Origin of the sequence: Asticcacaulis currens (assembly GCF_028550395.1) — a bacterium.
GTDB lineage: Bacteria > Pseudomonadota > Alphaproteobacteria > Caulobacterales > Caulobacteraceae > Asticcacaulis > Asticcacaulis currens.
The window spans coordinates 65282-77591 of the sequence record NZ_JAQQKW010000012.1 but is presented as its reverse complement, the minus strand read 5'-3'; the positions used below and the strand labels follow the sequence as shown (position 1 = coordinate 77591).

The following is a 12310-nucleotide window of genomic DNA, read 5'->3' as shown; positions in this document are numbered from 1 at the left end:
CGGCAAACGAGGCTTTCTATCGCGTTGGGTAAGAAGAGATACGCAACAGGATTGCCCGTTTACACATCCCGGTTTACCAATCGTTCCCGTACTGGCCGCGTTGGGGCCGCCTTATTTTTGCAACGCCTCATGTGTTTCCGAAAACCCCTTCACACTTTTCGGCATGAGGCTCTCGATGGAGACTTCGGATGAAACGCACGGCGACAGCCCAGTGGCGCGGCGACGGTATGACCGGCACCGGCACGCTCACCACCCAGAGCGGTGCCTTTACGGCCCAGCCCTACAGCTTCAAGACCCGCTTCGGCGACGAAGAGGGTAAGGCCGGGACCAATCCGGAAGAGCTGATCGCGGCAGCCCATTCGGGGTGTTTTACCATGGCCCTGTCCTTCGCCCTGGCCAAGGCCGGGTTCACGGCGGAGTTGCTGGAAACCGAAGCCGTGGTTGAGGTTACGCCCTCCGAAGCGGGCTTTTCCATCACCGCCATCACACTGAAACTGAAGGCTCAGGTGCCGGGTGTGTCGGCCGAGCAGTTTCAGGAACTGGCCGCTGGCGCCAAGGCCAATTGCCCGATCTCAAAAGCGCTGGCCGCAGTGCCGATCACGCTGGACGCTACACTGGCCTAGTGATCTGATTTTGACATTTGCTAGCACTTGCCACACGCTCAAGGGCAAGGGGCAAGTTCAGTCCACCACCACAACCCTCCCTCCCGGTAAAAGTGCCGGGAGGGAGGGCGCTTTCAGGCCGCCGTCCAGCCGCCGTCGATGGATTGCAGCGCGCCGGTGATCGACCTGGCGGCGTCCGAAGACAGGAAGAGGACCAGTTCGGCGATGTCGTCGGTTTCGACGAATTTTTTGGTCGGCTGGGCCGCCAGCAGCACGTCCTTGATCACCTGTTCCTCGGTCAGGCCGCGCGCCTTGGCGGTGTCCGGGATCTGCTTTTCGACCAGCGGCGTCAGCACATAGCCGGGGCAGATGGCGTTGCAGGTGATGCCGTGTTCGGCCCCTTCGAGGGCGATCGTCTTGGTCAGGCCGGCAATGCCATGCTTGGCCGCCACATAGGCCGCCTTGAACGGCGAGGCGACAAGGGCGTGCGCCGAGGCGATATTGATGATCCGCCCCCAGCCGCGATCCTTCATGCCCTTGAAGCTGAGGCGCGTGGTGTGGAACGCCGCCGACAGGTTGAGCGCGATGATCATGTTCCACTTATCGACCGGAAAGTCTTCGATGGGCGACACGTGCTGAATACCGGCATTGTTGACCAGAATATCGAGCGCACCCAGCTTTTGCGTCGTGTCCGCAATAAGCGCCTCGATGGCCTCGACCTTTGTCAGGTCAGCCCCGTTAAAAGCCACCTCAACGCCGAATTCCGACGCCATACCGGCGCGCAGGTTTTCGATTTCGGTCGGGTCACCCATACCGTTCAGCATCACCTTCGCCCCCTTTGAGGCCAGCTTGCGCGCGATGGCCAGTCCGATGCCCGACGTGGAGCCGGTTACGAGCGCGGTTTTGCCTGTCAGCATGGGAAACTCCTATTCGGGTTGGGACTCTGCGGGGGGGAGGTCGTCTGTCGGCGGCACCGAGGCGTTGAGCGCCTGAAGGCCGCATTGTTCGACAAAATTCATGGTGGCGCGGGTCTGGTTCTGCCCGTATTTGACGCAGGTTTTCGCCCACTGGCTCTGAAGCTCGCGCAGTTCGGCCGGATCGCGGGTCTGGGCGGCCTGCTGCATCAGCGACAGGGCATCGCGCGTAAACGCCGTGGTTTCCTGCGCATAACGGTGGGAGGAGGCCGAAATCATGCCGATGAGATTGACCAGACTGCGCGCCGCCAGTTGCTGCTGCGTGCCCATCATCTTCAGGCCCTGCTCAAAGGGTGAATGGGGTTTGGTCATCGGTCGGTCTCCCCTGTGTAGAGCGCCGGCTCCGTTCAGACTGAAGCGAAATCCGCGTTCTGTTCTTGTGTGGGCGTGGGCCAAAGCTCGGGCGCTTTTGTCTGATAATAAGCGCGTTTGCCATGACCTTGCCAGAGGTATTTATCCGATTTGTGCGCTGCAATAAAGTCGGAAATTGGGCCTCCCTGTGCCGCCCCTACATGACAGCTTTTTAACACCGCGGCCCCTTCACAGGACCAGCGGCGCGCTTTACTAAAGAGAAATGATTTCTGTAATCATTCCGCTCAAGCCGCCATCGAGGCGGCGGCCAAGGTGGCGCAGCCACCGCCCGGCGAGGGGGTAAAACAGGGACAATCACACGGTTGCGCGGGGCATTCAGCACATGACCAAGGTATTGATAGTCGAGGACGATGTCGAAGCGGCCCTGACCATGCAGAAGGGCCTGTCCGAACAGGGCTTCGACTCTGTGGTTACGCACGACGGTGAGGCGGGACTGAAGGCGCTGCGCGACGGTGAGTTCGACGTGGTGGTGCTCGACCGCATGATGCCAGGTCTTGACGGGGTGTCGATGCTGGAAATCGCACGCTCCGAAGGGATCGACGTGCCGGTGCTGTTCCTGAGCGCGCTGGGCGAACTCGAAGACCGCGTCTATGGCCTGAAGGCCGGGGCCGATGACTATCTGGTCAAGCCCTATGCGCTGGTTGAACTGGTGGCGCGGCTTGAGGCGCTTCTGCGGCGCAAGGACACGGGTGCCGTGGAAACCACTCTGCGCGTCGGCGACCTCGAAATGAACCTGATCACCCGCGTGGTTAAGCGCGGCACGTCCGAGATTGACCTGCAACCGCGCGAGTTTCAGCTTCTGGAGTTCCTGATGCGCCACGTGGGGCAGAGCGTGACGCGCACCATGTTGCTGGAAAAGGTGTGGGCCTATCATTTCGACCCGCAGACCAATGTCATCGACGTGCATATTTCCCGCCTGCGCGCCAAGCTGGACAAGGGCTTCGACCGCCCGATGCTGCATACGGTGCGCGGCGAAGGTTATCAGCTCAAGCCGTAAAATCAGGTCGTGTTCGCGCTCCCCAATCTTACGCGCTTTTCGCTGAAAGCCACCATGTTCAGGCAGACGCCGTTCCGTCTGACCCTGATGTTCATTACCGTCTATTCCTTCGTGGCGGTGCTGATCTTCGCCTATATCTACATCGCGTCTTCGGCCGAGACCAAGGCGGTGTCCGATGCGCAGGTCAAGTCGCGCATCGACTATCTGGCGGAGGTGTACCGCGAGCAGGGCGAGGCGGCGGTGCTGGAGACGCTCAGTGAGGAGGACATTACCGAATGGTTTTTCGTCAAGATCGCCTATCGCGGTGACGGTGATATCCTGGCTGAAAACCGGCGCGCCACCACCGAGGTGTCGCCGCAGGTTTTCGACCACATCCGGGAAAAAGCCCGGATTGTCGGCGCAAACGAACGGCCGTTTCAGATCAATTACCGCCTCACCGATCCGTCGGGCAAGCGCAAATCCTATGCCTATCGCGGTCAGGTGCTGACCCTGAAACCCGGCCTGTACCTCTATGTCGGCATGGACACCTCGTGGTCGGAAAAGGGCTTCGACATGGGCTTCAAGGCCCTGTGGGGCGGCGGGGTGCTGGTGATCGTGCTGGGTCTGTTTGCCGGTATGATCATCAATAACGAGGTGTCGCGGTCGGTGCAGGGCCTGATGCAGGTTTTCGATCTGGTCAAGGAAGGCGACCTCAAGGCGCGGGCGAAACTGCGCAATTCGGGGGATGAATTTGACGCCCTGGCCGAGCGGGTCAATGAGACGCTGGACCGCATGGAAAAGACCATGGGCAATCTCAAATACGCCGGCGACGCCATTGCCCACGATCTGAGAACCCCCTTGTCGCGCCTGCGTTCCAAGCTCGAAGTGTCGCTTTACGATGTCGAGAAGGACCCGTCGCAAGCCCCGGAGGTGATCGAGCGGGCGCTGGCCGAAACCGATCAGCTATTGCGCACCTTCCAGACGGTGTTTTCCATCTCGCGCCTTCAGGCCGCGGGTCAGGCCCCCGATCAGAAGCTGTTTGACGCGTCGGCGCTCGCCGAGGACATGCGTGAGTTGTTTGAAATTCTGGCGGAGGATAAGGGGCTGGAATTTACCGCCGAAATTGAGCCGGGCGTGAAGGCCTATGGCAATCGCGATTTTCTGGCGCAGGCCATGGCCAACCTGCTCGATAACGCCATCAAATATACCCAGACGGGCGGCATCACCCTGCGGCTGCGGCACAATTCGCGGCGTGAGATCGAGTTTTCCGTCACCGATACGGGGCAGGGCGTGCCCGAAGCCGACCGCGCGCGCATCACCCAGCGTTTCGTGCGTCTGGAAAATTCGCGCTCGCTGCCGGGTGTGGGGCTCGGTCTGTCGATGGTCGAGGCCGTGGCTGTGGCGCACAAGGGCCGCCTGAGCATCGACGAGGGCCCCGGTGTCTATGGCGATCAGGGGCCGGGTCTGCGCACGGCGCTGGTCCTGCCGCCAGTGGGTTAGGGGAGAGGGAATATGCGCGTAGCTCTGGGTCTGGCCTGTCTGATCTGGGTGCCGGTCATTGCTGAGGCGCAGGAGCGTCCGACGCGCGACGCCGCCGGCTATCTCGCCGATGTCACCGGCGTGTGGCGATCCCCCGACTATGGCCTGCTGGCCGAGATTCGTCGCGACGGGCTCAGCCTCTATCACGAGGCCGGGGGGCTGTGCCTGCCCGACGCCCGCGACGCCGAAGCACAGGCCGAGGGCTTTGCTGTGTGGTCGCCCGTCGAAGGGCCCGTGGCCGAGGCGGTGTTTGCCGAGGTGCCGGGCGGTACACCCTATCTGTTCGAGGGAGCGTCCGGTGTGCCTGCGGCGTGCCATCAAAAGCTGACGCCCGCCCAACGGTTTGATTTCGCGGTTGCGACCCTGCGTCAGCACTATGCGGGTTTCGCGGCGCGGCACATCGACCCTGAGGCCCTGCTGGCCGAGGTGCGGCAGGCCTATCCGGTCATCGACACGGATGACGCGCTGTGGGGCGCACTCAGCCGCATCTTCATCAGGCTCAATGACCCGCATAGCGAACTGCACGGCGTGATCGGGGGCGTGGAAATCGAACTGGCGGCGGGTGAGGCCCCCACTCTGACGGCTGTAGGTGACGCGGCCGCGCAAAAGACGTGGCTGGCCGCCTATCGCGACGGGATACTGTCCGGTTTGTTGCGCGGGCAGGGGCATCATGTGGGAAATAACCGCCTTTTCTGGGGCGTGCGCGATGGCGTCGGCTATCTGAATATTGTCACCATGGGGGCGTTTGATGCCAAGGCCGATCCGTCCGACACACAGGCGCTTGAGGCTATTCTGGACGAAGCCCTGACGGCTTTTCAGGGGACGCGGGCCGTCGTGGTCGATGTGTCCAATAATCGCGGCGGCTACGATTCCGTCAGCCGGACCATTGCTGCGCGCTTTTACGATCAGCCGCGTCTTGCCTATCAGAAACGCCCCTGGCGTGAGGGGCAGACAACGACCTCCACCTCGGTGGTGATCCAGCCGTCGTCACGGGTGCGCTATACCGGTCCGGTCTATGTGGTGACGAGCGACATTACGGTCAGTGCCGGGGAAATCTTCGCCCTGGCCATGCGGGCCCTGCCTCAGGTACGGCTTGTGGGGAGTACCACGCGCGGCGCGCTGTCGGACCAGATCGAAAAGCCGCTGGGCGAAGGGTGGCGGTTTTCCCTGTCGGGCGAACTTTATACCAACCCGCAGGGCGAGGTGCCCGAAGGCCGGGGGATCGTGCCGGACACGCCGTGGTCCGTGTTTGAAGGTCGCGGACACGCCGCCAATCTTGCGGCCTTTATCGACGGTCTGAAACCTTAGGGTCCAAACCCAATGAGGATTTGCGGCGTGATATGAGCGCAGATGGTTCCGTTTCAGGAGCCAAATCGCAGGAAGGGTGACCCCTTTCAAGATTTTGCGACGTCAAACGGGGCGATCTGCGCCATACCCCTTCGGGGCGCGGTGATTTTTGCGCCCGGAGGCGTCGGTTGTCGCTTGTGGAGGTCACTCCACGGCGCGCCAATCTCCTGTCCGGACACAAAAGTCACGTCGCGTCACGTCCGAAACCTGATTGGGTTTGGACCCTAGAGCGGATTTCGTTCGGCTTGAATCGAAGTTCCGCTTTACCGGGTTGTTTTGTCGCGCATTTGATTCCGAAGCGGCGTTCGGCGAAGCCAAAACCCTCGCACATGTTTCGCAAAGCGCTCCAGGATCAGGCCTCAGGCCTTTCCGCCGCGCCACTGACGGTAGAAGGTCGCCCACATATAGTCGAGCAACAGATAGACGAAGACCGTCTTGACGAAGGGCAGGGTCTCAATCTCCGTGAACCGCTCGACGGCAATGGCCAGCCATAGCGTGCAGATCATCACCCATCCGGCGATGAGGATTTTCTTCGGCATCAGAAGCGATTGAGCAAAGGACATGGACGCGATACTTCCGGCGGTTGCAGATAAGGCGGTAATAACGGCTCTGGCTTTATAACGGGTTAATTCAAAAACCGCGACTGTATTTGACTTGATTTCTTATTTTTTAACCTTTCCTTCTTTCGTGAAACAAAGGCGTTCACAGTAAAAGACGCAGCCCGGCGCGCAGGGGTGGCCCGCGCACCCTAAGACAAGCCCAGTCGTAAAGCGGGAAACCCAAGGCCACCCTTGTGTCTGCGATGCGATTCACCTAACACAGACATATGGCGGATATTCTCTTTTCCTCGCTGGTGGATCGACTGCATCCCTGCGGGCCGGTGCTGAACGACGGCGCGGCGCTGTACGCCTATGAGGCGATTGCCGAAGTGGCCGAGGCCGAAGGCTGGCCCGACCTGCTGCAACGCGCCGGTCCGGCCCTGATGCCGGTGCTTGGGGCCTCGCCCTATCTGGCCGGGCTGATGCGGCGCGAACCGCAACGTCTGCGCGAAACCCTGATGTCGCCACCCGAAGCGCGGCTGAAGGCCATCCTGCTGGCTACCGAAGCCCTGGCCGATCAGGCCGATACCGTCGAAACCCTCGACGTCGAGGCCGCCAAGCGCGTGCTGCGCCACCTGAAGGCCGATACCCACCTGCTGACGGCGCTGGCCGATCTGGGCGATGTGTGGAAGCTCGATCACGTCACCGCCGCCCTGACGCGCTTTGCCGACGCTGTGACCCATGCCGGGATCGCGCTGGCCGTGCGCGAAGAACGCGACCGCGGCCGTCTGATCGACTATGACATCAAGGGTGAGCGCGGCATCATGCCGGGCCTGTTCGTGCTGGCCATGGGCAAGCACGGGGCGGGCGAACTGAACTATTCGTCGGATATCGACATCACCTTCTTTGCCGAACTGGACGCGCTGCCGTTGAAAGAGGGCGTGGAGGCTCAGGTCTTTGTCGATCGGCTGGCGCGCCGCGTGTCGAACATCCTCAGTGAGCGCACCGGCGACGGCTACGTCTTCCGCGTCGATCTGCGTCTGCGCCCGGACCCGTCCTCGACGCCGACCGTGGTCAGCGTGCCCTTCGCGCTGAACTATTACGAGACGGTGGGCCAGAACTGGGAACGCGCGGCCTTCATCAAGGCGCGGCCCATTGCCGGGGACATGATCGAGGCCAAGGCCTTCATGCAGGCCCTGTCGCCCTTCATCTGGCGGCGCAGCCTCGACTATCCGGCCATTGCCGATATTCAGTCGATCAAGCGCCAGATACACACCTATAAGGTCGATGAACGCCTCGACCCCGCCGGGGCCAATCTCAAGCTGGGCGTCGGCGGTATCCGCGAAATCGAGTTTTTCGTTCAGACGCAGCAACTGATCCTCGGCGGGCGCGACCCGTCGCTGCGCTCACGCCGCACGCTGGACGCGCTCGATGCCCTGCGTCGTGCCGGGCATCTGGCCCCGGCAGTGGCCAAGGAACTGAAACAGGCCTATGTGCGCCTGCGCGACTGGGAACACCGTGTGCAGATGATCGCCGACGAGCAGACCCACACCCTGCCCGAAGCCGAGGACGAGCGGATGCGCGTCGCCGCAATGTGCGGCTTTTCCAACCTCAGCCGCTTCGATCTGGCGGTGTCGCGCACCCTGCGGCTGGTCAATGGCCACTATGGCGAGCTGTTCTCCGATTCCGAGGACCTGTCCTCGTCGTTCGGCAGTCTGGTCTTCACCGGGGTCGAGGACGATCCGGAAACGCTGAAGACGCTGGCCCGCATGGGCTTTGAGCACCCGGAGCAGATTTCGGCCACCATCCGCGGCTGGCACCACGGGCGCATCCCGGCGACGCGCACGCCACGCGGCCGCGAACTGTTTACCCGACTGGTGCCGCGCCTGCTGGAAGCGCTGAACGAAACCGGCGCGCCGGACATCGCCTTCACGCGCTTTGCCGTCTTCTTTTCGGGCCTCAGTGCCGGGGTGCAGATTCAGTCGCTGTTCCTCGCCAACCCCAAGCTGTTCAAGGCGATTGTTGAAATCATGGGCTTCAGCCCGCGTCTGGCGCAGTTCCTGTCGCGGCACCCGACCATTTTCGACGCCATGCTGGACGCCGGCTTCTTCGACCCGCTGGGCGAGGAACTGGATCGTCTGATTCAGGCAGAGGTCGAACGCGTGCCGCCCGACCCGGAAAACGCGCTGGAAAACGTGATGAACGCCCTGCGCCGCATCTGCCGCGAGCAGCAGTTCCGCATCGGGATGCAGATTCTCAACGGCCGCCTGACGACCGAGGCGGCGGGCGCGGCCTATGCGCGTCTGGCCGATGCCTGCATCACCCATCTGTCGCCGCTGGCGCTGGAGGAGGTGCGGCGGCTGGGCGGCCATCTGTCGGGTCAGGTGGCCATACTGGCGCTGGGCAAGCTGGGCGGGCAGGAGATGACGGCGCGCTCCGATCTCGACCTGATGACGGTCTATCTGCCGGACGATCCGTCGGAAATGTCCTCGATCAAGGGCTGGGGGGCAGAAACCTTCTTTGGCCGCTTCACGCAGCGCCTGATCGCCGCCCTGTCGGCCCCGACCCACGAAGGTACGCTGTACGAAATCGACATGAAGCTGCGCCCCACCGGGGCCAAGGGGCCGGTGGCGGTGTCGCTGGCGGCGTTTGAAAACTACTACACCAAGGACGCCGATACCTGGGAGTTTCAGGCCCTGACGCGTGCCCGCGTGGTGTGGGCGACGTCCGAGGATTTTGCCGACCTTGTGCGGCTGAAGCTTGAAACCATCCTGCGCGCCACGCGGTCTGAGGCGCGAACGGCGCTGGACGTGCTCAATATGCGCGCCCTGATGGAGAAGGAACGCCCGGCCAAAAATTTCTGGGATTTCAAGCTGGCCGTCGGGGGGCAGGTCGATTGCGAATTCGCCGCGCAGTATCTGCAACTGGTGCACGCCGCCAATGGCGGGCCGCTGCGCGTCGGCACGATTGCCGCGCTTCAGGCCATGCAGCGCGCCGGTCTGGCGAAGGCCGAAGACATCGAAGCGCTGAGTGCCGCCTGGCGCGTGCAGCAAAGTCTGGCGCAGGTGATGCGCGTTTCGCTCGACGCCAATGATGACCCGTCGAAAGAACCGGAAGCGTTTCAGCGCAAGCTGGCGCGTGCGGTGCATACGCGCCGTCTCGATACGCTGGAAAAGAAGCTGAAAGACCTGCGCAAACGCGCCCGCAATGCGTTTGAAACCGTGGTCGCGCCGCGCGACGAACGCTAACGACGGATTGTCGGTCTCACCGCGTAAAAGCCTGTGACAAACGGATCGGTCAGATGGCCGCAAACGGTTGCCCAAACCCTTGTTGCGTAAAGGCCCCGCTTATGAGTAATGTGACGCCTGAGGCGGACTATCGTCGCCCGAAAGAACAGGGGACAGGACAGGCCATGACCACAGGCCTAGACCCGGATGAGGCGCAGATTGAGGCCGTGGCGCGCGGAGACGCTGCCGCCACACAATCCCTCGTGGCGCGCAAACTGCCGCGCATCCTGTCTCTGGCGCGGCGTCTGCTCAATGACGCCGCCGAGGCCGAGGACGTGGCGCAGGAGGCCCTGCTGCGCCTGTGGAAGCAGGCGCCGCTGTGGGTGCCGGGTCGGGCGCGCGTCGATACCTGGCTGCACAAGGTGGCGGTCAATCTGTGCTATGACCGGTTACGGCGGCGGCGAGATACGGTCGATCATACCGAGATCGAGCTGGCCGACCCTTCGGCCAACCCGACGCGGCGGCTGGATCAGCAGCAGATGAGCCAGACGGTCGAAGCCGCCCTGGCGACCCTGCCCGAACGGCAGCGGGTGGCCATCGTCCTCTGCTACTATCAGGAACTGTCCAATATCGAAGCGGCGGCCCTGATGGAGGTGTCGGTCGAGGCGCTGGAAAGCCTGCTGTCGCGCGGTCGGCGGCAGCTCAAGGCGAAGCTGAGCGAGGCGCGCGGCGACCTGATCGGCGGATCAGCAGCCAGCGGCCGGCCGGTGTTAAAAGTCATTCAAGGCAACAAGATTTAGGAAAGGAGCGTTATGATGCACAGTCAGATTACATCCGAACGCTTCGAAGCGATCGTCGAGGCCTATGGGGCCGACCCCCAACGCTGGCCGACGGACGAGCGCGCCGCCGCCCTGCTGTTCAGGCAGCAACACCCCGAAATCGCCCGCCGCGTGCTGGCCGAAGCGCGCACGCTCGATAACTGGCTGTCTTCGGCGGATGAGGTTGAGCCCTCCGTCGCGCTGCAATGGGAGGTTCTGGCGCGCATGATGCCGGCGGGGGTGGCGACGCGTCCGGCACCGGCCATTGTGCGCCCGCGCCGGCGCTGGCTGGCCGGAGGTATTGGCTTAGCGGCAGCCTGTGCCGCCGGGATCGTGTTCGGTCTCAATATCGGCCTGATGACCCTGTCCGAAGCGCGGGCCGAGGCCGTGCTGGCCTCCGCCAGCTTAGCCGAGGTGGATAACTGGTAATGCCGGAAGCTGCCCTGCCTGTCCCGCCGAAAAAGCGGATATCGGCCCGCAGCTGGCTGGCCGTGTCGATCGCCTTCAATGTGTTTTTGCTGGGCTCGCTGATCGGCGTCGGCGTTATTGCGTCCAAGCATTTGCGGCCGAAGCCGGATCGGTCGGCACCGGCCCTGCTGCACATGATCGAAGGGTTGAGCCCCGCCAACCAGGAAGTCGCGCGTCAGATCCTGACCGATGCGGCGCTGGCCGGCGAGAGCGATATGGACCAGAGCCGCGCCTTCCGCAAATCGGCAGCAGAGCTGATGCTGCAACCGAAGCCCGACCCGGTCGCCATTCAGGCGGAAATCACCAAGGCGCGCCGCGCCGAGGCCTCGGCCAAGGACAAGATCGAAACGGCGATCATCTCGCTGCTGATCCAGTTGCCGCCCGAGGAACGCGCCAAGGTCGCGGAACCGCTGATCAAGACGCCGTTCCGCGCGCGGTCCAAGGCCTTGTCGGATGTGCGTAAGGCGGAAGAAAAGGCGAAGGCGGCGGCGGCTTCGGCCTCACGCTGACGCTTGTGGCGTGCGTGGTCGGTGAGCGGCGGCGCAGGTCAGCACGCTGGCGCACAGAAGCCCCATGGCGACGACTTCGCTGAGGTAGGGCCAGCGGCCTTCCCACAGGAAGCCATAGAGCAGGGCAAACAGCGTCTCGAACAGGATCATCTGCCCCACCAGTGTCATGGGCAGCAGGCGGCTGGCGCGGTTCCAGAAGGCATTGCCGATCACCGAACACAGGAGCGCCACCGCAGCCATCAGCCCGGCAAAGCCCCACCACTGAACGCCCGAATGTATGCCCGGCGACAGGAGAAAGGCGGGCATGGCCAGAACGAGCGCCAGTGCCCCGGTGACAAGGCCGGTCAGCAGGCTCCAGTCCTGCGATGAGATCGTGTCGAGACGACTCAGCCAGCGGCTGTTGTCCACGGCGTAGAGCGTCCAGGCGATCAGCGCGCCGAAGGCGCAGACAATGCCAAACAACGAGCCGGAGGTGCCGCCGATACTGCCCCAGACGGTGCAGGCAATGCCGGCCACACCGAGTGCCAGCGGCAGGGCCAGCCGCCGCAAGGGCACCGAGCCGTGGTCGTGACGGCCCAGCACGGCGACGCTGACGGGCAGGAGGCCGATGATCAGGGTGGTCATGGCCACGCCGCCCGACTGCACGGCCTGCGCCAGACAGATATAGTAGAGGATATTGCCGAGCAGGCTGAGGCGGATCAGGGCGCGCCAGCCCTTCATGTCGATCAGCGTGCGCACGCGGTTCCAGCGCGGAGCGATCAGGACGGCGGCGATCAGGCCATAGGCGAGGTAGCGTCCGGCGGACAGTTGCAGCGGCGTGAAGCCCGCCGCCAGTTCGGGGGTCAGAAACACAAGGCCCCATAGAGCCCCGGCGATCACGCCGCAGCCCACGCCCCACAGGGTGCGCCGGTCGCTCACAGTCTCAGGCTTCGGGTGCGG

12 protein-coding genes are annotated in these 12310 nt (G+C 63.3%); 8 read left to right on the top strand and 4 right to left on the bottom strand.

What is annotated here, in order from left to right; genetic code table 11:
* The first annotated feature begins 188 nt into the window (after positions 1–188).
* Entirely contained in the window at positions 189–623 is a 435-nt protein-coding gene (locus PQU94_RS16395; protein WP_272742510.1) for an OsmC family peroxiredoxin, read from the top strand.
* A gap of 113 nt (positions 624–736) precedes the next feature.
* Here the strand turns inward: PQU94_RS16395 and PQU94_RS16390 are convergent, their stop codons facing one another.
* The gene (locus PQU94_RS16390) at positions 737–1519 is read right to left on the bottom strand and encodes a 3-hydroxybutyrate dehydrogenase (protein WP_272742509.1); all 783 of its coding nucleotides are present in this window, start codon (positions 1517–1519) and stop codon (positions 737–739) included.
* A 9-nt stretch (positions 1520–1528) separates the two neighbouring features.
* A complete protein-coding gene (locus PQU94_RS16385; protein WP_272742508.1) occupies positions 1529–1888 on the bottom strand; it encodes a phasin in 360 nt (119 codons plus the stop codon).
* A gap of 382 nt (positions 1889–2270) precedes the next feature.
* Here PQU94_RS16385 and PQU94_RS16380 point away from each other — a divergent pair, with 382 nt between their 5' ends.
* Genes PQU94_RS16380 through PQU94_RS16370 form a run of 3 tightly spaced genes read left to right on the top strand, consistent with a single transcriptional unit; the run spans position 2271 to position 5771 of the window.
* A complete protein-coding gene (locus tag PQU94_RS16380) occupies positions 2271–2945 on the top strand; it encodes a response regulator transcription factor (protein ID WP_272742507.1) in 675 nt (224 codons plus the stop codon).
* Between the two features lie 9 nt (positions 2946–2954).
* Complete coding sequence (locus tag PQU94_RS16375; RefSeq protein WP_272742506.1) at positions 2955–4424, top strand: sensor histidine kinase; 1470 nt, start codon at positions 2955–2957, stop codon at positions 4422–4424.
* A 12-nt stretch (positions 4425–4436) separates the two neighbouring features.
* Positions 4437–5771, top strand: a complete 1335-nt coding sequence (locus PQU94_RS16370) for a S41 family peptidase (RefSeq protein ID WP_272742505.1) — start codon at positions 4437–4439, stop codon at positions 5769–5771.
* A 398-nt stretch (positions 5772–6169) separates the two neighbouring features.
* Here PQU94_RS16370 and PQU94_RS16365 read toward each other — a convergent pair whose 3' ends face one another.
* A complete protein-coding gene (locus PQU94_RS16365; RefSeq protein ID WP_272742504.1) occupies positions 6170–6373 on the bottom strand; it encodes a hypothetical protein in 204 nt (67 codons plus the stop codon).
* Between the two features lie 263 nt (positions 6374–6636).
* Between PQU94_RS16365 and PQU94_RS16360 the strand changes: the two genes are divergently transcribed.
* The 4 genes from PQU94_RS16360 (at position 6637) to PQU94_RS16345 (ending at position 11371) form a co-directional block, all read left to right on the top strand.
* On the top strand, positions 6637–9597 hold the full coding sequence (locus PQU94_RS16360) for a bifunctional [glutamine synthetase] adenylyltransferase/[glutamine synthetase]-adenylyl-L-tyrosine phosphorylase (protein WP_272742503.1): 2961 nt from the start codon (positions 6637–6639) through the stop codon (positions 9595–9597).
* A gap of 164 nt (positions 9598–9761) precedes the next feature.
* The gene (locus tag PQU94_RS16355; RefSeq protein WP_272742536.1) at positions 9762–10376 is read left to right on the top strand and encodes an RNA polymerase sigma factor; all 615 of its coding nucleotides are present in this window, start codon (positions 9762–9764) and stop codon (positions 10374–10376) included.
* A 15-nt stretch (positions 10377–10391) separates the two neighbouring features.
* Complete coding sequence (locus PQU94_RS16350; RefSeq protein WP_272742502.1) at positions 10392–10823, top strand: FecR family protein; 432 nt, start codon at positions 10392–10394, stop codon at positions 10821–10823.
* Positions 10823–11371, top strand: a complete 549-nt coding sequence (locus PQU94_RS16345; RefSeq protein WP_272742501.1) for a periplasmic heavy metal sensor — start codon at positions 10823–10825, stop codon at positions 11369–11371. Before PQU94_RS16350 ends, PQU94_RS16345 begins: the two co-directional genes overlap by 1 nt.
* Here PQU94_RS16345 and PQU94_RS16340 read toward each other — a convergent pair.
* Positions 11363–12289: a DMT family transporter gene (locus tag PQU94_RS16340; RefSeq protein WP_272742500.1), complete on the bottom strand. Its 927-nt coding sequence runs from the start codon at positions 12287–12289 to the stop codon at positions 11363–11365. The two genes, PQU94_RS16345 and PQU94_RS16340, sit on opposite strands and share 9 nt — an antisense overlap.
* Positions 12290–12310: the final 21 nt, after the last annotated feature.

Excerpts from the sequence above, each read along its gene's own strand:
- PQU94_RS16395 (WP_272742510.1), top strand. The coding sequence starts at position 189 with ATGAAACGCACGGCGACAGCCCAGTGGCGCGGCGACGGTATGACCGGC.
- PQU94_RS16390 (WP_272742509.1), bottom strand. The coding sequence starts at position 1,519 with ATGCTGACAGGCAAAACCGCGCTCGTAACCGGCTCCACGTCGGGCATC.
- PQU94_RS16385 (WP_272742508.1), bottom strand. The coding sequence starts at position 1,888 with ATGACCAAACCCCATTCACCCTTTGAGCAGGGCCTGAAGATGATGGGC.
- PQU94_RS16380 (WP_272742507.1), top strand. The coding sequence starts at position 2,271 with ATGACCAAGGTATTGATAGTCGAGGACGATGTCGAAGCGGCCCTGACC.
- PQU94_RS16370 (WP_272742505.1), top strand. The coding sequence starts at position 4,437 with ATGCGCGTAGCTCTGGGTCTGGCCTGTCTGATCTGGGTGCCGGTCATT.
- PQU94_RS16365 (WP_272742504.1), bottom strand. The coding sequence starts at position 6,373 with ATGTCCTTTGCTCAATCGCTTCTGATGCCGAAGAAAATCCTCATCGCC.
- PQU94_RS16360 (WP_272742503.1), top strand. The coding sequence starts at position 6,637 with ATGGCGGATATTCTCTTTTCCTCGCTGGTGGATCGACTGCATCCCTGC.
- PQU94_RS16355 (WP_272742536.1), top strand. The coding sequence starts at position 9,762 with ATGACCACAGGCCTAGACCCGGATGAGGCGCAGATTGAGGCCGTGGCG.
- PQU94_RS16350 (WP_272742502.1), top strand. The coding sequence starts at position 10,392 with ATGCACAGTCAGATTACATCCGAACGCTTCGAAGCGATCGTCGAGGCC.
- PQU94_RS16345 (WP_272742501.1), top strand. The coding sequence starts at position 10,823 with ATGCCGGAAGCTGCCCTGCCTGTCCCGCCGAAAAAGCGGATATCGGCC.